Source organism: Leclercia sp. UBA2479 (genome assembly GCF_002341985.1).
Classification (GTDB): domain Bacteria; phylum Pseudomonadota; class Gammaproteobacteria; order Enterobacterales; family Enterobacteriaceae; genus Enterobacter; species Enterobacter pneumoniae.
The window spans coordinates 106,237-124,014 of record NZ_DDPB01000006.1 but is presented as its reverse complement, the minus strand read 5'-3'; the positions used below and the strand labels follow the sequence as shown (position 1 = coordinate 124,014).

Sequence of the window (17,778 nt, the reverse complement as noted above, 5' to 3'; positions counted from 1 at the left end):
AGTTTCGTGCGTAAATTACGCTTCAACAATTGCCAGAATGTCGCTTTCGGACATGATCAACACTTCTTCATTGTCGATCTTCTCGGATTTCACGCCGTAGCCATCGTTGAAAATGACGATGTCACCAACTTTAACGTCCAGTGGCTGCACAGTTCCGTTTTCCAGGATGCGGCCCTTACCGACAGCGATGATTTCGCCACGCGTTGATTTTGCTGCTGCAGAACCGGTCAGAACGATGCCGCCTGCAGACTTGGTTTCAACTTCTTTACGTTTGACGATCACACGATCATGTAACGGACGAATACTCATTGATAGCTCTCCTTTGAGAAAGTCTTTATCAGTTATGGATGACGCCGGCCCGTATCCGGTTTTCCGGCTAGTGCCCTGAGAGATGGGGATAGGTTTTTCCCCCTTCAAGGGGGAGTCGAAAAAAAATTTGCGAAAGTGTTACCATCGCCTCTCTTTTGATGGTGGCAGGACGAAGTAGATGAGTGGACTCAAACAGGAGTTGGGCCTGGCGCAAGGCGTCGGCTTGCTCTCGACCTCTTTATTAGGAACAGGCGTCTTTGCCGTACCCGCTCTTGCGGCGCTGGTTGCAGGCGATAATAGCCTGTGGGCGTGGCCGCTCTTAATCGTGCTGGTGTTCCCGGTGGCGATTGTCTTTGCGATTCTGGGTCGTCACTTTCCCAGCGCCGGCGGCGTAGCGCATTTTGTCGGCATGGCGTTTGGCCCTCGTCTTGAACGGGTAACGGGGTGGCTATTCTTATCCGTGATTCCGGTAGGTCTGCCCGCTGCGTTGCACATTGCCGCTGGTTTCGGTCAGGCGCTCTTTGGCTGGCACGATGAGCAGTTGCTGTTTGCCGAGCTGGGGACGCTGGCGATTGTCTGGTGGGTGGGTTCACGGGGTACCAGCTCCAGCGCTAACTTACAAACGTTGATTGCGCTGCTTATTGTGGCGTTGATTGTCGCTATCTGGTGGGCGGGCAATATCCAGCTGCACGAAATCCCCTTCCCATCGATCGGCGAAGTGGAATTCCCCCCGCTGTTTGCCGCATTGTCGGTGATGTTCTGGTGTTTTGTCGGGCTGGAAGCCTTTGCGCACCTGGCGTCAGAGTTTAAACAGCCCGAGCGAGATTTCCCGCGCGCACTGATGATCGGCCTGCTGTTGGCCGGCACGGTCTACTGGGCCTGTACGGTGCTGGTGTTGCACTTCAACGCCTTTGGGGAAGATAAAGCGGCGGCGGCGTCGCTCCCCGGAATTGTGGTGCAGTTGTTTGGCACAAAAGCGTTGTGGGTCGCCTGCGTGATTGGCTATCTGGCCTGCTTTGCCAGTCTAAATATCTACATCCAGAGTTTCGCGCGTCTGGTCTGGTCACAGGCGCTCTACAAACCCACCAGCCCGCTGGCAAAACTTTCTCAGCGTCAGCTACCGCTGAATGCCCTCAATGCCGTACTGGGCTGCTGTGTGCTGAGTACGCTGGGCATCTACTGGCTTAACATTAATCTGGATGCCCTTATCGTCTATGCCAACGGTATCTTCATTATGATCTACCTGCTCTGTATGCTGGCAGGCGCGCGGCTGCTGAAAGGACGTTATAAAGCGTTGGCGGTAGTGGGTGGCGTGCTCTGTCTGTTGTTGCTGGCGATGGTGGGCTGGAAGAGTTTGTATGCCATTGTCATGCTGGCGGGGCTGTGGTGCTTTTTACCCGTGCGCGGCCGCCCAGCATAAAAAAACGCCCGGCAATGCCGGGCGCTTTTCTTAGCGGTCGTCTTTATGGTCAAGACGATCGCGCTCATCGTCCTTGCGATGATACTCACCGTCAAAGGTTTCGCCCCCGCCCGTCCCCGCGCTAAAGCCACCACCCGGCATACGATTGAAGCGCAGGTGCGGCATCAGCTTCATGGTCAGATGTTTTTGCACCGGCGGCAGCAGCAATAGCAGCCCCAGGAAATCGGTGAAAAATCCGGGCAGTAACAGCAGCAGGCCCGCAATAATGAGCGAGACGCTTTTGATCATTTCTGCCGCCGGACTCTCGCCTGCGGCCATCTTTTGCTGCATTAACAGGAAATTTTTGAAACCCTGGTTCCGTACCAGAGACATCCCAATCACCGACGTAAAGATGACGAGAATCAGGGTCAGCAGGACGCCAAAGACGTGGGCGACCTGAATAAAAATCGAAATCTCAATATAAACATAGAGAAAAATAGCAACTAACGGTATCCAGCGCACTGGCTTCTCCTGTGTGGCAGAGGCCCTGTGGCCCCTGTCTGAACATTTTCGCGATTCGCGTCTGTTCGAAATGAGGGCGGTTAGCCAAAATTCAATCGGTTTGCACGGATATTTTTTTTGGAAACATTAAAGCGGTGACTCATTTCACAAATTGATAATTATCATGCAACAGGGTCGATAATAAGTGATCCAGATTACGGCATTTCGCTATCATCAGCATATGATCTCGGATATCTGGTCGCTCATTGGGATAATCGTCGGTCAGTAAATAGACATAACCACAGATATACTGTGTGTTTAGTGCAATCAATCGGCAGCTTGAAAAGAAGGTTCACATGTTAAACAACATTCGTATCGAAGAAGATTTGTTGGGTACCAGGGAAGTTCCAGCGGATGCCTATTACGGTATTCATACTCTGAGAGCGATTGAAAACTTCTACATCAGCAACAGCAAAATCAGTGATATCCCTGAGTTTGTACGCGGCATGGTAATGGTGAAGAAAGCGGCAGCGCTGGCAAATAAAGAGCTGCAAACCATTCCCAAAAGCGTTGCAAACGCGATCATCGCCGCCTGCGATGAGGTGCTGAACAACGGCAAGTGCATGGACCAATTCCCGGTGGACGTCTATCAGGGCGGCGCGGGCACTTCCGTCAATATGAATACTAACGAGGTACTGGCCAACATCGGCCTGGAGCTGATGGGTCACCAGAAAGGTGAGTACCAGTACCTGAATCCGAACGACCACGTTAACAAATGCCAGTCCACCAACGATGCCTACCCTACCGGCTTCCGTATTGCGGTCTACGCCTCTGTGGTGAAACTGGTGGATGCCATTAATCAACTGGGCGAAGGTTTCCAGAACAAAGCGGTCGAGTTCCAGGACATTCTGAAAATGGGTCGCACCCAGCTGCAAGACGCGGTGCCAATGACCCTCGGACAGGAATTCCACGCATTTAACGTGCTGCTGAACGAAGAGACCAAAAACCTGATGCGCACTTCCGAGCTGCTGCTGGAAGTGAACCTGGGCGCCACCGCTATCGGTACACGCCTGAATACGCCGGATGGCTACCAGCAGCTGGCAGTACAGAAGCTGGCAGAAGTCTCCAACCTGGCGGTCAGCCCGGCAGAAGATCTGATTGAAGCCACCTCCGACTGCGGCGCTTACGTCATGGTGCATAGCGCCCTGAAGCGTCTGGCCGTTAAGCTGTCTAAAATTTGTAATGACCTGCGCCTGCTCTCTTCCGGCCCGCGTGCTGGCCTGAATGAGATCAACCTGCCAGAGTTGCAGGCTGGCTCCTCTATCATGCCGGCTAAAGTGAACCCGGTGGTGCCAGAGGTGGTTAACCAGGTCTGCTTCAAAGTGATCGGTAATGACATCACCGTTACCATGGCCTCTGAAGCAGGTCAGTTGCAGCTGAACGTAATGGAGCCGGTCATTGGCCAGGCGATGTTTGAGTCCATTCATATTCTGACCAACGCCTGTTATAACCTGCTGGAAAAATGCATTAACGGCATTACCGCCAACAAAGCGGTATGTGAAAGCTACGTCTATAACTCCATCGGCATCGTGACCTACCTCAACCCGTTCATTGGCCACCATAACGGCGATATCGTCGGTAAGATTTGTGCTGAAACAGGTAAGAGCGTGCGAGAGGTCGTACTTGAGCGTGGCTTGCTGACAGAAGCCGAACTGGATGATATCTTCTCGGCGCAAAACTTAATGCACCCGGCCTACAAAGCGAAAAGATATACTGATGAAAGTGAACAATAACAGTTCAGGTTAAAATTCATGAAGGCACGTCAATTGACGTGCCTTTTTTCTTTTTGGGGTTTACCAAACCACAACAATTCAATATCAACTTGTTAATAAACAAGGAAGGCACCTATGTTTGGAGCAGAACTCGTCATCGTGCTGTTGGCGATATACCTTGGCGCAAGGCTTGGAGGGATCGGTATCGGTTTCGCCGGTGGGCTCGGCGTCCTTGTTCTTACCCTCATTTTTCAAATCAAACCCGGCGCAATTCCCTTTGACGTCATCGAAATCATCATGGCCGTTATCGCCGCCATTGCTGCCATGCAGGTGGCCGGTGGGATGGACTACCTGGTAAGCCTCGCCGAGCGTATGCTGCGCCGCCATCCAAAATACATTACCTTCCTGGCACCGCTGGTCACCTGGTTTATGACCATTCTCGCCGGCACGGGCCATACCGCTTTTTCCACCCTGCCCGTTATTACCGAAGTGGCAAAAGAGCAAGGGATTCGTCCGTCTCGCCCGCTCTCTATTGCTGTGGTGGCGTCTCAGATTGCGATCACCGCATCACCCATCTCCGCTGCGGTGGTCTTCTTCGCGGGTATCCTTGAACCGATGGGCGTCAGCTATCTCACCCTGCTGGCGATCTGTATTCCGGTGACGCTGATCGCCGTGATGATCACCGCCGTCCTCTGTAACTTCCTCGGCGCCGAACTGAAAGACGATCCGGTTTACCAGGAGCGCCTGGCGAAGGGGGAAGTCAAACTGCGCGGGAGCCAGGTCTTCGAACTGAAGCCGCACGCTAAACGTTCCGTACTGCTGTTCCTGATCGGGATCGTGGCGGTGATGTTCTACGCTACCGCCATCAGCGACACCGTAGGTCTGATTGAGAATCCGGTACTGCCACGTAACGAAGCGATTGTAGTCTTTATGCTGACCATCGCCACGCTTATCAGCATTACCTGTAAAATCGATACCAGCGAAGTGCTCAATGCCAGCACCTTCAAATCCGGGATGAGCGCCTGCGTATGCGTACTGGGCGTGGCCTGGCTGGGTGACACCTTTGTCAAAGCACACATCAGTGATATCCAGACCGTAGCGGGCGATCTGTTACATAGCTATCCATGGCTGCTGGCGGTCGTTCTGTTCTTCGCCGCCACACTGCTTTACTCCCAGGCGGCAACCACCAAAGCCCTGATGCCCGCAGCGCTGATGCTGGGCGTTACTCCGCTGACCGCTATCGCCTCTTTCGCCGCGGTGTCTGCGCTGTTCGTCCTCCCGACCTATCCCACCCTGCTGGCGGCGGTAGAGATGGATGACACAGGCTCTACACGTATCGGTAAATATGTATTTAACCATGCCTTCCTCATCCCGGGTGTGGTGGCGATTTCCCTCTGCGTCATCCTCGGTTTCATCTTCGGCGGCATGCTGTTGTAAAAGGCTTTTCGCTGTAAAAATCATTAAAGTCGGGCCGCTTAGCGGCCCGATTCATCAATTCTTCACTGCCCGGCATGCTATAGTGGTTTTTTTCGCGATAACGAGGTCGACCTGTGAACATGTCTGACGCTGTTGTTGTTCTCTGCACCGCACCCGATGAAGCCACTGCCCAGGATCTGGCCGCTAAAGTCCTGGCTGAAAAGCTTGCCGCCTGCGTGACTATTCTGCCTGGCGCCACCTCGCTCTATTACTGGGAAGGCAAGCTGGAGCAGGAGTACGAAGTGCAGATGCTGCTGAAATCCCGAGTCTCACTCCAGCAGGCGCTCCTCGATTGTCTTAAGTCTCACCACCCTTACCAGACCCCGGAGTTACTGGTGCTGCCAGTCTCCCACGGTGATAACGATTATCTATCATGGCTCAACGCTTCCTTACGCTGATCCTGCTGCTGTGCAGCACCTCAGTTTTTGCCGGGTTGTTTGATGCACCCGGCCGTTCAAACTTCGTTCCTGCCGACCAGGCGTTCGTTTTTGATTTTCAGCAAAACCAACATGAACTGAACCTGAACTGGAGTGTGAAGCCGGGGTTTTACCTCTATCGCAAACAGATCAGCATTACCCCTGCTCAGGCCACTATCGGTGCGCCAACGCTGCCCGCAGGGGAGTGGCATAAAGATGAATTTTACGGCAAAAGTGAGATCTACCGGCAACAGCTCACCGTACCGGTGACCATTAACCAGGCCGGGAAAGGGGCGACTCTCACCGTCACCTACCAGGGCTGTGCCGATGCCGGTTTGTGTTATCCACCCGAAACCAAAGTGGTGCCGCTGAGTGAGGTGCAAGCTGCCGCCTTAGCGCCTTCCGCACCTGCCACAAATGCGCCTGACCCCGCGCCGAAAAGCGAGCTGCCCTTCTCCGCGCTGTGGGCGCTGCTGATCGGCATTGGCATCGCCTTTACGCCCTGCGTATTGCCGATGTACCCACTTATTTCGGGCATTGTTCTTGGCGGTAAAACACGTCTCTCCACGGGCCGGGCATTACTGCTGGCATTTATCTACGTGCAGGGGATGGCCCTGACGTATACCGCCCTTGGTCTGGTCGTGGCTGCGGCGGGATTGCAGTTCCAGGCTGCGCTTCAGCATCCGTACGTTCTGATCGGCCTCTCGGTGCTCTTTACTTTGCTGGCGCTGTCGATGTTTGGTCTCTTTAGCCTGCAATTGCCTTCATCCCTGCAAACCCGCTTAACATTAATGAGCAATCGCCAGCAGGGCGGCTCAGCGGGAGGCGTTTTTGCCATGGGCGCTATCGCCGGGCTCATCTGCTCCCCCTGCACGACCGCCCCGCTGAGCGCAATTCTGCTCTATATCGCCCAGAGCGGTAATTTGTGGCTCGGTGGCGGCACGCTCTATCTCTACGCGCTGGGTATGGGATTGCCGCTGATCCTGGTGACCCTGTTCGGCAACCGACTATTACCTAAAAACGGTCCCTGGATGACGCAGGTGAAAACCGCGTTCGGGTTTGTGATCCTGGCGCTGCCGGTTTTCCTGCTGGAGCGCGTTGTCGGCGACGCTTGGGGATTACGTCTCTGGTCGATGCTCGGCGTCGCCTTCTTCTTATGGGCCTTTATTACCAGTTTGTCAGCAAAACAAGCGTGGATGCGCGTAGTGCAAATCCTCCTCCTGGCCGCCGCGCTGGTAAGCGTACGTCCTCTGCAGGACTGGGCATTTGGCGTCAACGTGACGCAATCTCAGGCCCATCTTAACTTCACGCCAGTACGCAACGTAGATGAGCTGCAACATGCGCTGGCACAGGCCAACGGCAAACCGGTCATGCTCGATCTCTATGCCGACTGGTGCGTGGCTTGCAAAGAGTTCGAAAAATACACCTTTAGCGATCCGCAGGTACAAAACGCGCTGAAAGGGACTGTTCTGCTTCAGGCAAACGTGACGGCCAATAACGCAGAAGATAAGGCCCTGCTGAAGAGATTAAACGTGCTTGGCCTGCCGACGATTCTGTTCTTTAACGGAGAGGGCGAGGAGCAGGCGGCCCAGAGAGTGACCGGGTTTATGGATGCCACGGCTTTCAGCGCACATTTGCGCGATCGACAACCGTAAACGACACTGTAGACGGGACGTTCGACGGTATGCAGAGGAGATAATCATGCAACGCGAAGATGTTTTGGGAGAAACCCTGCAATTACTTGAGATCCAGGGAATAGCCAGCACGACGCTGGAGATGGTCGCCGAACGGGTGGATTATCCGCTGGATGAGCTGATGCGCTTCTGGCCTGATAAAGAGGCGTTGCTATACGATGCGCTGCGCTATCTTAGCCAGCAGGTCGATACCTGGCGCACGCAATTGCGGCTCAACGACGAGCTCAGCGCCGAGCAAAAATTGCTGGCGCGCTATAACGCGCTCGCTGAGTGCGTGCGTAATCACCGCTATCCCGGCTGTCTGTTTATTGCCGCCTGTACCTTCTTCCCGGATCCAGACCACCCTATCCATCAGTTGGCCGATCAGCAAAAGCGCGCTTCCCATGATTTTACTCATGAGCTGCTTACCACCCTGGAAGTGGACGATCCGGCGATGGTCGCAAAGCAGATGGATTTAGTGCTGGAGGGGTGCCTGAGCCGTATGATGGTCAACCGTAGCCAGGCCGATGTCGATACCGCACAACGCCTGGCAGAGGATATCCTGCACTTTGCTCAGTGCCGCAAAGGCGGGGCGCTCACTTAAGCCAGTATTCCCGCCCAGGCTGAAATAAACAGGCACAATGCCATCAGCCGCTGAAAGCGCACCATCGCAACGGTGGTGCGAAAGAGACGGGTCACCGCCTTTCCCAGCCATGCCCAGCACATCAGGCAGGCGATAGAAATCAGTAAAAACCAGAAGGCCATGAGCGCCACATCGTGCAACCCATTCCGCCCGGCCGGGGCAAAAAGTGTGACCACCGCCAGCGCCATCATCCAGGTTTTGGGATTCACCACCTGCAGCAGCGCAGCCGCTCGCGGGGTAAACCGCACAGGCGAGCGTCCGGAAATATCAGTCGCCGGCGCGCGAAACAACTGCCAGCTCATCCAGCTTAGCCAGAGCACCCCGGCCCAGCTCATCAGCTGTCGTATCAGCGGAGACTGGCGCAGGATCTCCCCGGCTCCGGCACCGGAGATCAGGACAATCGCGCTGGCCGCAGCGCAGGCGCTCACCAGCGCAGGAAGCGTGGATTTAACGCCATGTTGCTGGCTATGCGTAAACACAAGAATATTAGTCGGCCCGGGGGTAATCGAGGCGACGAAAGCAAATAGCAGAAATGGCATCAAATTCACAGGTGGCTCCTTATTATAGAGCTCTGACTGTGCCGCTATTTTTTAGAAAGATCTGGAAGGTTTGTGCACAAACGCCGGTAGTGGGCAGGCGTGATGCGATAGGCTCGCTGGAACCAGCGTCCCAGGTGACTTTGATCGGAAAAGCCCAGTGCTGCGGCCACATCAACCGGCTGCTCGCCTTGTGCCAGACGCTGACGCGCTTTCGCCAGACGCAGCTGGATAAGCCAGGCGTGTGGGGCCAGGTGGAACTCGCGTTTAAAGCTGCGCGTCAAAGTAAAACGGTCAGTGCCTGTCTCACGCGCCAGATCGGTTAAACCAATATTTTCGCCCATATGCGCGAAGAGATAATCTCTTGCCCGGTGAGCGATGGCGGCACTTTGTATCTGGGAAGGGACTTTTTTACGCCAGTGGCAGTGGGCGGTGATTTGCGCCAGCAGGGTATCCATGCTGCTCTGCTGCACGATTTTCATCTCATCGTTATGCAGGCTCGAGAACGTTTCACCGATGGCGAGCGCCAGATGTGGCTCGCGCGTCAGCGTCTGCGGAAAGTGCAGCGAATAGCTGCCAGGCGTAGATTCATACAACCCCTGCAGGGTGTTAGTCAGCCATCGTTCATCCAGATAAAAGGTCAGGTAGGTAAAGCCGCCTTCTACGGGCGCATCGCCGTCGTGGATCTCCCCCGGCTCCAGCAGAAACGCATCGCCCGGACGGCTATGATAACGCTCGCGACGGCAGTGAAACTGCTGCGTGCCGGAGAGAGTAATCCCCACCAGATAACTGTCGTGCCAGTGCGGATCGAAGGCGTGTCCTTCAAAGTGCGCCTTAATCGTTTCGATACCCGTTTCTGCATGCTGACGTAGCTCAAGCCAGTCTTTCGCCATACTTCCCCCTCTTTCACCGCCAGCATTGCCTGGCCTTGCGCGCCTGTCTGGAAGATTTGTGCAAATGCGACGCGCAAACCGCCAGATTGCCGTAATCTTAAGCAGTTGAACAGCTTTTCCCGAAATAGGGTTGACGGCGTTACGCGATTGCGGTTTAATGCGCCCCGTTGCCCGGATAGCTCAGTCGGTAGAGCAGGGGATTGAAAATCCCCGTGTCCTTGGTTCGATTCCGAGTCCGGGCACCACTATTTAGAAAAACCCGCCTATGGCGGGTTTTTTGCTTTCTGAAAGCGGACTCTCCCCTTCGGAACCGGTGCGACAGGCGCGCGATTCCACGCTTTCTACATAAGTCCCTGGCAAGCCATCACGAAATACCCATCCTCCCCTCATTCTGCGCTTGCTATAATTCAGCCACACTCACCCGCAGGCTTCCTTATGAATACATACCGTCTAACGCGCGACTGGCGATTGCCCACGGCAGGGTTGCTGGCCTTGATAGTCCTCTTTGCTGGCTTCACGCTGCACACTCACTGGAACGGCTTTATCCAGTGGTGCCTCGCCACCCAAATCACGCTGCATCGTTATCTGGTGATGTATCTGCTGCAACTGAATAACCATCAGTTCAGCGGCGGGCTATGGCTACTGACGGGGGCCTTTTTTTATGGCGTGCTGCACGCTATCGGCCCGGGGCATGGCAAATTTATCGTCACCACCTGGCTCAGCACCAATACCGAGAGCCAGCGGGCATCTCGCGTGGTGCCGTTTCTCGGGAGCCTGATGCAGGGTGTCAGCGCCATTCTGTTTGTGTTTATCCTCGCCGTCGGCCTGAATATGGCGTCTGGCGATCTCAGCACCAGCCGCTGGTACGTCGAGAAAATCAGCGCCGTGATGATCGGTTCATTCGGTGCCTTCATCATCTATCAGGCGCTAAAAAGCCTGCTGCCCCGCAAAATGACCCTCTTTGCCATCAAACCGCTGCACGAACACAGTGACCAGTGCGGATGCGGCCATCACGGCGTAGGGGCCGGGATGACGCAAGGCGACTGGAAAACGCGTCTGGGTGTGATTCTGGCGATTGGTGCGCGGCCCTGCAGCGGCGCCATCATGATTTTGCTGTTCTCGAATGCGCTGGGGATTGTCAGTTGGGGAATGGCGGCGGTCATGACCATGTCGCTTGGTACCGCGTTATCCATTATGGGCCTGTCCCTCGCGGTACGTTATGCCCGTGAGCGCACCGTGGCGCTGTTTGATAGCCCTGCGTCGTTACGCTGGCTGGCGCCCGCAGCCAGGATAGCCGGAGGCGTGGTGCTTATTCTGTTTGCCGTCGTGCTCTTTTTAACGGTGATCCCCATCAGCGCGGACGGCGACTTTATCGCCGCTGGCTGCTAATAAAAAACCCGGCTTGCGCCGGGTTTTTTATTACTCATTAATTCTCGGATGTTGATCAACAAGGCGAGAACGTTTTTTCTGTAACGCCTCAATTTCGGCGTCAATATCTTCAATCTTCTGCTCGACGTTATCGTAATGTTCGCGCAGGATCTCTTTCGCTTCCGCAATATCCGATGCCGCCGGTGTCGCGCCTTTCAGAGGACGGTTCGCCGTCTCCTTCATGGTCAGACCGGTCGCCAGACCAATGACCGCAATCACCATCAGGTAGTAGGCAGGCATCATCAGGTTCTGCGTGCTCTCTACCAGCGAGGCCGCCAGGGTCGGCGTCAGGCCGGCAATCAGCACTGAAATGTTAAACGCTGCCGCCAGTGCGCTATAACGAATATGCGTCGGGAACATCGCCGGCAGAGTGGATGCCATCACGCCAATAAAGCAGTTCAGGATCACCGCCAGCATCAGCAGACCGGCGAAAATCAGCCCCAGCACGTTACTGTTGATCAGGATAAAGGCCGGAATCGAGAGCGCGAACAGAGCAACGCTGCCGAGAATAATGAACGGTCGACGACCGAAACGGTCACTCAGCAGGCCCATAATCGGCTGCACAAACAACATCCCCACCATGATGGCGATGATAATGAGTACGCCGTGATCTTCCGAGTAGTGCAGGTTATGCGACAGATAGCTCGGCATGTAGGTCAACAGCATGTAGTAGGTCACGTTGGTGGAGATCACCAGACCAATACAGGTCAGCAGGCTACGCCAGTGTTTAGTGGCAATCTCTTTAAACGAGACTTTAGGCCCTTCCTGCAATCCTTCGCGATCGCCCTGCTCCAGCTTTTCGACATGCTGCTGGAAAGCCGGAGTCTCTTCAAGCGCGTGACGCAGATAGAGACCAATCACCCCGAGCGGCAGCGCCAGGAAGAACGGGATACGCCAGCCCCACTCCAGGAAGTTCGCTTCACCCACCACGGTGGAAATCAGGACCACCACACCCGCACCCAGCACAAAGCCTGCGATGGAGCCAAAGTCCAGCCAGCTTCCCATAAAACCACGCTTACGGTCCGGCGAATACTCAGCCACAAAGATTGACGCGCCGGTGTACTCACCACCGACCGAGAAGCCCTGGGCCATCTTACACAGCAGCAGCAGGATGGGCGCCCAGATACCAATACTGGCGTACGACGGTATCAAGCCAATACAGAAGGTACTGACGGACATGATAACAATAGTAATCGCGAGTATTTTCTGGCGACCATATTTATCGCCAAGCATCCCGAAGAACAGACCACCCAGCGGGCGGATTAAGAAGGGAACGGAGAACGTACCTAACGCTGCAATCATCTGCAGGCTAGGATCGGCGCCGGGGAAGAACACTTTACCTAACGCGTAGGCCACAAAGCCATACACGCCAAAATCGAACCATTCCATTGCGTTACCGAGCGAAGCCGCGGTTATCGCTTTGCGCAATTTACCGTCGTCAATGATAGTGACGTCACGCAGGGTGATGGGTTTAACCTTTTTCCTTTTAAGCATTGCTAACCTCGTAGACTAAGCCCTGTCCTTACCACAGTGCTTTAAGAGCACCTTGTGGACCCGGGAAGCGCATCGTGCGCATTCTCCTCTTTCAAGCGTAGCAGGTTTACTTACACTGACGTTCAAAGTCAGTACAACCGAACCTGTTGACGCCTGTCTGGGCAGTTAATGACCTCCTTACCCTACCAGCGTTTATATTTGTGATCAACTTCACATATATATTTAGCGACCTTAAGCCTACGTAATGAAAGGTCAATTTTCTCAATTGAGATACGTCTCAACCCCCACCTCTTAAATATCATTCCTTAAGTTATTATTCACACGAAAACAAAAAATAAACGACATTTCTTCACATCCAATTTACAGCAATTTTAATAATCAAAAGGGCGCCGATCGGTTTCCGAAAAATATGTGATCCAGATAACTAAAACACTGTTTTATTTTCATTGAATCGCCATTCCATCGATCGCATCATAAGTCTGGTCAACAGGGTTTAAATGCTTTCAGTCGAAGGCCAAAACCCAAACCGAATTATGTTTGCTGTATGAATAACGGATTGCCAGGCGCACAAAGCCCTCAATGCGTTGAATTCATTAAATTATTGGTTTCTAACTTGTCCGCCGGCGATGCGTGATGAGATGCGAGGGTACACGATGAAAATTAAAGCCGCGATTGAGCGCATTCCCGGTGGGATGATGTTGGTTCCGCTGGTGCTGGGTGCCATTTTAAATACCTTAGCGCCTAACACCGGGGCTTATTTCGGTGGATTCACTAAAGGTATGATTACCGGTACGGTGCCGATCCTGGCGGTATGGTTCTTCTGTATCGGTGCTTCCATTAATTTACGTGCAACCGGAACGGTATTACGTAAGTCCGGCACGCTGGTACTGACTAAAATTGCCGTTGCATGGATTGTGGCGATGCTCTGCGCGATGTTCATCCCAGAGAATGGGATCCAGACGGGCTTCTTTGCGGGTCTCTCCGTACTTGCCATCGTCTCTGCCATGGACATGACCAACGGCGGTCTCTACGCCAGTCTGATGAACCAGTATGGCACCAAAGAGGAGTCCGGTGCTTTCGTTCTGATGTCGCTGGAGTCCGGCCCGCTGATGACCATGCTGATCCTCGGCTCTGCAGGTCTGGCCTCGTTTGAAGCGCACCATTTTGTTGGCGCCATCCTGCCATTCCTGATCGGTTTCGCCCTCGGTAACCTGGACCACGACCTGCGTGACTTCTTCAGCAAAGCAACGCCGGTACTGATTCCCTTCTTCGGTTTCGCCCTGGGTAACACCATCAACCTGAACGTGATCCTTCAGACCGGCCTGCTGGGTATCGTGCTGGGCGTGGCGGTGATCATCATCACCGGTATTCCGCTGATTATTGCCGACCGCGTCATTGGCGGTGGCAATGGGACTGCGGGGGTGGCGGCATCATCCGCCGCGGGCGCTGCGGTGGCTAACCCGGTCATCATCGCGCAGATTAACCCGGCCTTTGAACCGGTTGCCGCATCCGCTACCGCACTGGTTGCGGCCAGCGTGATCGTCACCGCGATTCTGGTGCCAATTATCACTGCACTGTACGCCAGACGCTTCGGGAACATCCCGGCGCCGGAAGCTGAAGAACAAAGAGTGGAATCGCTGCACCACTAAGTGACTGACCCTCTCCCACGGGAGAGGGTTTTTACTCTGCGAAGACCTCTTCTACCATGGCTTTCGCCAGTCTTGTCGCCGAACAGAGTCTCGGCATCCCCAGCGCCACGTTTTGCCAGCTTTGCGTCACCGACCAGCAGACCGGATGACGGTCCACATCACACCAGTCGCCCAGCCAGCCCAGCATATCTTTATGATCGATCAGACCCGGAGACGCCGGTGTGGCAAGCCATTGATGGTAAAAATGGCGCGTGGCTGGCGCCGCATTAATGCCCAGCGCCAGGTAGTTCGCCACCTGATTTTGCAGCTCATCTTTCAGCATGGCGCTCACGTCGGCATTGGCCAGCCGGCAGGCGTCGCCAAACGCTCCCCAGCGCAACTCTTCCAGCGCCACATAACCGCGCCCGGCCAGGGACCAGCCGTCGTAATGGCCGGCCCGCCAGCGGGTAAAGATCTGTTCGGTATGCTCACCGGCCTGCACCGTTAAGCCGCGCTGGCCTAACGCTTTGACTTTCCAGACCGCACGCTGCTGGAAATGAGAAGAGAGGGTATCGTACTGCTGCAACAAGCCTGGCGGGGGCGCATTGCGCAGACCCGTGTGCTGGCGTAATGCGTCCAGTTTCTGTGTCATGCGGGTAAGCGCAAGATGGCCGGGATCAAACATGCCCGCCAGTTTCTCTGCCAGCCCAAGCCGCAGCGCAGCATTTTCGCTGAACATTCCCGCCATCGCCCATGGACGAAGCTGAGTCTGCGTCATGATCTCCTGGGTTAAACGTTCACGAAACTGCTGTTGCTGTGGCACGAGCGGGGTTTGACGCGTGGCATCCACCCCTTGCACCAAATCGACCATAAATTTGGGATGGATACACTCCAGCGTCCGCCCGGGACCGTCCAGTAGTTGTTTTGTCATGGTTGCTCTGCCGCGAATAGAGTTTGAATATCATCGCGTAACAGTCGGGTATCTTCCTGAATCCACGTCGCGGTGGAGATACACTGTGAAAGCAGCTGAGTGAGCGACCGGGTAGCATGCTCATTCTGCTGGCGCACCGCGAGGCTATCACGCAAGCTTTCTTGTAATCCTGCAAGACATAGCGAAAATTCCGCAAAGAAAGTCGCCATGCCTGCCGTAACAGAGACATCGACCTGCGCGGCCAAAGCTTTACGGATTTGTGCACAAAACTGCTCAATATGGTGATTAATTTTGTCATGCAGCTCAGCCACGTTGATCACGTAACGGGTATGTGTCACGACGTAGTCATCCCAGCCCCAGCCAGGATTATTCAGCCAGCGAGAGACCGTTTCACGCACGCTACTCGTGCCTGCCACCTGGCTCGCAGGAAGGTTCTCACGGGCAATCACGTCGTTAAACAGGCCGCGGGTATTAAAGTTAAGCTGGCTGGCCTGGAAGGCCGGGAAGCTGATCCGCGCCCGGAAACCGGCGTGGCTCAACTCTTCTTTGATACGTGTCTCAATGGGGCGCATGGCATCATTCAGCGAGCGCGCCAGGGTGGATTCAAGCTGATCGAAACGCAGAGCCAGTTCACGGCTGATACGCTCTTGCGCCGCCAGCAGAATCATTTCGCAGGAGGAGCGGATTTTACTGAGCACAATCTGCGCCTGGCCTTCATCTTCCAGCACCAGTAGCTCCGCGGCTGCAGGATCATCACTACGCAAACGCAGGTCATAGCCGGTCAGATCGCGCAGATTATTGCTGCTGAAGACCTGGCTTATCGCCTGCTGGATTTGCCCCTTCTGCCCGTTAATAAACCCCTCTGCCGTGCAGAGCGCCTCTTCGACTTCATGCCTCACCTCATCGCTGACCGACTCCTGACGACGCTGTAACAGGGCCATGTCCTCTTCCAGACGGGTGATATTGAGCTGTAGCTCATCAAAGGCTACCGTCAGCCCCTGATAGCGAAAATCGAGATATTCACGGGCATTTTGCGCGTAGTTTAATAACTTATGCGATGCAGAACGCAGGGCATACAGCGAAGCATTAGCATAAGCGGCATAAATCAGCTTGCGGATCGGCTGTTCAAACAGGGAATCTTCCCACAGCAGATCGGCAGAGTGACGAACATGCTCAATGTCGTCGAGATCGGCGGTGCGCCAGCGGCGGCCAAGCGCCGCTTCGGCAAAATCCTGTACCCAGCGCTGGCTCTGGTGATCCGGCAATTTACCGCGTTGATCCAGCTCGTGACGCGCACGGTTTGCCAGATATCCCCACATGGAAGAGACCGGGTAAATCTGCCCCGGAGAGATATACCCTTTCATCAGGGTGCCGGAGATCATTGCCCGCACCTGCTCTTCGTCATCGCTATTACGATCTTTCTGGTCGAATTTATTGACCAGCGCATAGAGCGGCACTGATCTCCCTGCCGCCGAAATGGCCTGACGCACCTCTTCGTCGGAGATCGACTTAAGTTGGGTGTAATCCATCACCGCCAGCACCGCCGAGGCGCGGGAGATCTGTTCTGCCAGCATCTTCTGCAGATGCGGTTGCCCGGCCTCGTTCGGCCCGGGGGTATCAAGAAGTGTTAAGTGTCCGAGATGCGCATCTAGCCCGGCCAGATGAACAAACTCCACCTCAATCACCGGAATGTGTTCGATAGCCGCATATTCAGAGAAGGGAAAGTCGGTTTCCAGCGCCTGGGAAAGCCGCACCAGATCATTTAAGTTTTTCAGACAATAGAAGATGGGCTGGGCGCCAAGATAACGTTTTTCAAACGCCTCCCCTTTTTCAATACGCCCCAGCAGGGCATTCATGTCTTTATCAATTTCCAGCTGTTGCGCCAGCTTGCCGCGATCGCAATTACTCAGCTTTATTTGCAGTTGCTTAATTAAGGTATCGATCGGCGCGACGTGCGAAAAGTTCAGCACTGGCTCCTTCTGGCCCGGCGTATGACGAATAAGCGTGGGGAGGGCCGTCATTGGGCGGTTGCGGTTTGGCAACACCTCCGTACCAACGATGGCATTGATGGTGGTCGATTTTCCGGCCTTCATGGTGCCAACAATCGCCAGCACCATCTCCAGCCGGGTAATTTTGCGCAGTTCATTGTTCAGCATCGACTGCTGGGCGTCTAAACCCCGGGCGCTGAAATGCAGCGGCAAGACATTATTGCTTTCACCCGTCAACGCCGTGGTAGTACTGTCCATTATCGCGACAGGCATCGCTTTTAAGGTTTCAAGGTTTTGCAAAGAGAGTTGCAGTAGCCGTTCCGCTTCCTGGCTCAATTCAAATATTGTTTGTGTGTGCATGCAATAACTTCCCTTAACGCAAATTTCTTAATTTTATTAAACCGAATAATTTTAATAATGAAGGATCGGTTTTATTGATTACATGTGGAAAATATCCCCACTAAAATATAAGCGATTGATGCTGTTGAAATTTTATATTTAAAAAATACATTAACAACGGAGCGAGCCCCTCGGTCAGGGAAACCGAAAGAGTAAGAGCGTAGCTCAAATTTAAGAAAGGTCAGGATATATCATTATTATTTCCCCTACCCAAAATGAGAGGGAGGAGAGCTCTACCCAAACAAAGTGTGGGTAGTTCGGGAAATCTAAAAAATAGCAAAGCTGCTCTTAC

15 protein-coding genes and 1 tRNA gene are annotated in these 17,778 nt (G+C 54.3%); 9 read left to right on the top strand and 7 right to left on the bottom strand.

Annotated features, from left to right (window positions below; all coding sequences use genetic code 11):
* Positions 1-15 precede the first annotated feature (15 nt).
* Complete coding sequence (locus B3B59_RS05495) at positions 16-309, bottom strand: co-chaperone GroES (RefSeq protein WP_003855929.1); 294 nt, start codon at positions 307-309, stop codon at positions 16-18.
* A gap of 178 nt (positions 310-487) precedes the next feature.
* On the opposite strand from B3B59_RS05495, the gene yjeH reads away from it, so the two are divergent.
* Positions 488-1,729, top strand: a complete 1,242-nt coding sequence (gene yjeH / locus B3B59_RS05490; protein ID WP_286808321.1) for an L-methionine/branched-chain amino acid transporter — start codon at positions 488-490, stop codon at positions 1,727-1,729.
* 30 nt (positions 1,730-1,759) lie between these two features.
* Here yjeH and B3B59_RS05485 read toward each other — a convergent pair whose 3' ends face one another.
* Complete coding sequence (locus tag B3B59_RS05485; protein ID WP_040077540.1) at positions 1,760-2,230, bottom strand: FxsA family protein; 471 nt, start codon at positions 2,228-2,230, stop codon at positions 1,760-1,762.
* A 335-nt stretch (positions 2,231-2,565) separates the two neighbouring features.
* Here B3B59_RS05485 and aspA point away from each other — a divergent pair, with 335 nt between their 5' ends.
* The 5 genes from aspA (at position 2,566) to B3B59_RS05460 (ending at position 8,150) form a co-directional block, all read left to right on the top strand.
* Positions 2,566-4,002 carry an aspartate ammonia-lyase gene (aspA, locus tag B3B59_RS05480; RefSeq protein ID WP_040077541.1) on the top strand — a complete coding sequence of 479 codons (1,437 nt, stop codon included), beginning with the start codon at positions 2,566-2,568 and terminating at the stop codon, positions 4,000-4,002.
* 114 nt (positions 4,003-4,116) lie between these two features.
* A complete protein-coding gene (locus B3B59_RS05475; protein WP_207292846.1) occupies positions 4,117-5,418 on the top strand; it encodes an anaerobic C4-dicarboxylate transporter in 1,302 nt (433 codons plus the stop codon).
* Between the two features lie 113 nt (positions 5,419-5,531).
* The gene (cutA, locus tag B3B59_RS05470; RefSeq protein ID WP_172657815.1) at positions 5,532-5,855 is read left to right on the top strand and encodes a divalent cation tolerance protein CutA; all 324 of its coding nucleotides are present in this window, start codon (positions 5,532-5,534) and stop codon (positions 5,853-5,855) included.
* Positions 5,831-7,528 (top strand): protein-disulfide reductase DsbD, encoded by a 1,698-nt coding sequence (locus B3B59_RS05465; RefSeq protein WP_286808318.1) that lies wholly within the window; start codon positions 5,831-5,833, stop codon positions 7,526-7,528. Before cutA ends, B3B59_RS05465 begins: the two co-directional genes overlap by 25 nt.
* 46 nt (positions 7,529-7,574) lie before the next feature.
* Positions 7,575-8,150: a transcriptional regulator gene (locus B3B59_RS05460; RefSeq protein ID WP_040077545.1), complete on the top strand. Its 576-nt coding sequence runs from the start codon at positions 7,575-7,577 to the stop codon at positions 8,148-8,150.
* On the opposite strand, the gene B3B59_RS05455 is transcribed toward B3B59_RS05460, so the two are convergent.
* Positions 8,147-8,737 carry a LysE family translocator gene (locus B3B59_RS05455; RefSeq protein WP_040077546.1) on the bottom strand — a complete coding sequence of 197 codons (591 nt, stop codon included), beginning with the start codon at positions 8,735-8,737 and terminating at the stop codon, positions 8,147-8,149. The two genes, B3B59_RS05460 and B3B59_RS05455, sit on opposite strands and share 4 nt — an antisense overlap.
* Positions 8,738-8,772: 35 nt before the next feature.
* Positions 8,773-9,618 (bottom strand): AraC family transcriptional regulator, encoded by an 846-nt coding sequence (locus tag B3B59_RS05450; RefSeq protein WP_040077547.1) that lies wholly within the window; start codon positions 9,616-9,618, stop codon positions 8,773-8,775.
* A gap of 169 nt (positions 9,619-9,787) precedes the next feature.
* Between B3B59_RS05450 and B3B59_RS05445 the strand changes: the two genes are divergently transcribed.
* Positions 9,788-9,863, top strand: a tRNA-Phe gene (locus B3B59_RS05445).
* Positions 9,864-10,053: 190 nt separating this feature from the next.
* The gene (locus B3B59_RS05440; protein ID WP_286808317.1) at positions 10,054-11,007 is read left to right on the top strand and encodes a nickel/cobalt transporter; all 954 of its coding nucleotides are present in this window, start codon (positions 10,054-10,056) and stop codon (positions 11,005-11,007) included.
* 30 nt (positions 11,008-11,037) lie between these two features.
* On the opposite strand, the gene proP is transcribed toward B3B59_RS05440, so the two are convergent.
* Positions 11,038-12,540 carry a glycine betaine/L-proline transporter ProP gene (gene proP, locus B3B59_RS05435; protein ID WP_046885497.1) on the bottom strand — a complete coding sequence of 501 codons (1,503 nt, stop codon included), beginning with the start codon at positions 12,538-12,540 and terminating at the stop codon, positions 11,038-11,040.
* A 653-nt stretch (positions 12,541-13,193) separates the two neighbouring features.
* Between proP and kdgT the strand changes: the two genes are divergently transcribed.
* Positions 13,194-14,189 carry a 2-keto-3-deoxygluconate transporter gene (gene kdgT, locus B3B59_RS05430; protein WP_040077550.1) on the top strand — a complete coding sequence of 332 codons (996 nt, stop codon included), beginning with the start codon at positions 13,194-13,196 and terminating at the stop codon, positions 14,187-14,189.
* Positions 14,190-14,220: 31 nt separating this feature from the next.
* Here kdgT and B3B59_RS05425 read toward each other — a convergent pair whose 3' ends face one another.
* Together B3B59_RS05425 and crfC are read right to left on the bottom strand one after the other, a co-directional pair.
* Positions 14,221-15,099, bottom strand: a complete 879-nt coding sequence (locus B3B59_RS05425; RefSeq protein ID WP_046885498.1) for a diguanylate cyclase regulator RdcB family protein — start codon at positions 15,097-15,099, stop codon at positions 14,221-14,223.
* Entirely contained in the window at positions 15,096-17,447 is a 2,352-nt protein-coding gene (gene crfC / locus B3B59_RS05420; protein WP_286808314.1) for a clamp-binding protein CrfC, read from the bottom strand. Before crfC ends, B3B59_RS05425 begins: the two co-directional genes overlap by 4 nt.
* Positions 17,448-17,778: the final 331 nt, after the last annotated feature.

Excerpts from the sequence above, each read along its gene's own strand:
- B3B59_RS05495 (WP_003855929.1), bottom strand. The coding sequence starts at position 309 with ATGAGTATTCGTCCGTTACATGATCGTGTGATCGTCAAACGTAAAGAA.
- yjeH (WP_286808321.1), top strand. The coding sequence starts at position 488 with ATGAGTGGACTCAAACAGGAGTTGGGCCTGGCGCAAGGCGTCGGCTTG.
- aspA (WP_040077541.1), top strand. The coding sequence starts at position 2,566 with ATGTTAAACAACATTCGTATCGAAGAAGATTTGTTGGGTACCAGGGAA.
- B3B59_RS05475 (WP_207292846.1), top strand. The coding sequence starts at position 4,117 with ATGTTTGGAGCAGAACTCGTCATCGTGCTGTTGGCGATATACCTTGGC.
- B3B59_RS05465 (WP_286808318.1), top strand. The coding sequence starts at position 5,831 with ATGGCTCAACGCTTCCTTACGCTGATCCTGCTGCTGTGCAGCACCTCA.
- B3B59_RS05460 (WP_040077545.1), top strand. The coding sequence starts at position 7,575 with ATGCAACGCGAAGATGTTTTGGGAGAAACCCTGCAATTACTTGAGATC.
- B3B59_RS05450 (WP_040077547.1), bottom strand. The coding sequence starts at position 9,618 with ATGGCGAAAGACTGGCTTGAGCTACGTCAGCATGCAGAAACGGGTATC.
- B3B59_RS05440 (WP_286808317.1), top strand. The coding sequence starts at position 10,054 with ATGAATACATACCGTCTAACGCGCGACTGGCGATTGCCCACGGCAGGG.
- proP (WP_046885497.1), bottom strand. The coding sequence starts at position 12,540 with ATGCTTAAAAGGAAAAAGGTTAAACCCATCACCCTGCGTGACGTCACT.
- kdgT (WP_040077550.1), top strand. The coding sequence starts at position 13,194 with ATGAAAATTAAAGCCGCGATTGAGCGCATTCCCGGTGGGATGATGTTG.
- B3B59_RS05425 (WP_046885498.1), bottom strand. The coding sequence starts at position 15,099 with ATGACAAAACAACTACTGGACGGTCCCGGGCGGACGCTGGAGTGTATC.
- crfC (WP_286808314.1), bottom strand. The coding sequence starts at position 17,447 with ATGCACACACAAACAATATTTGAATTGAGCCAGGAAGCGGAACGGCTA.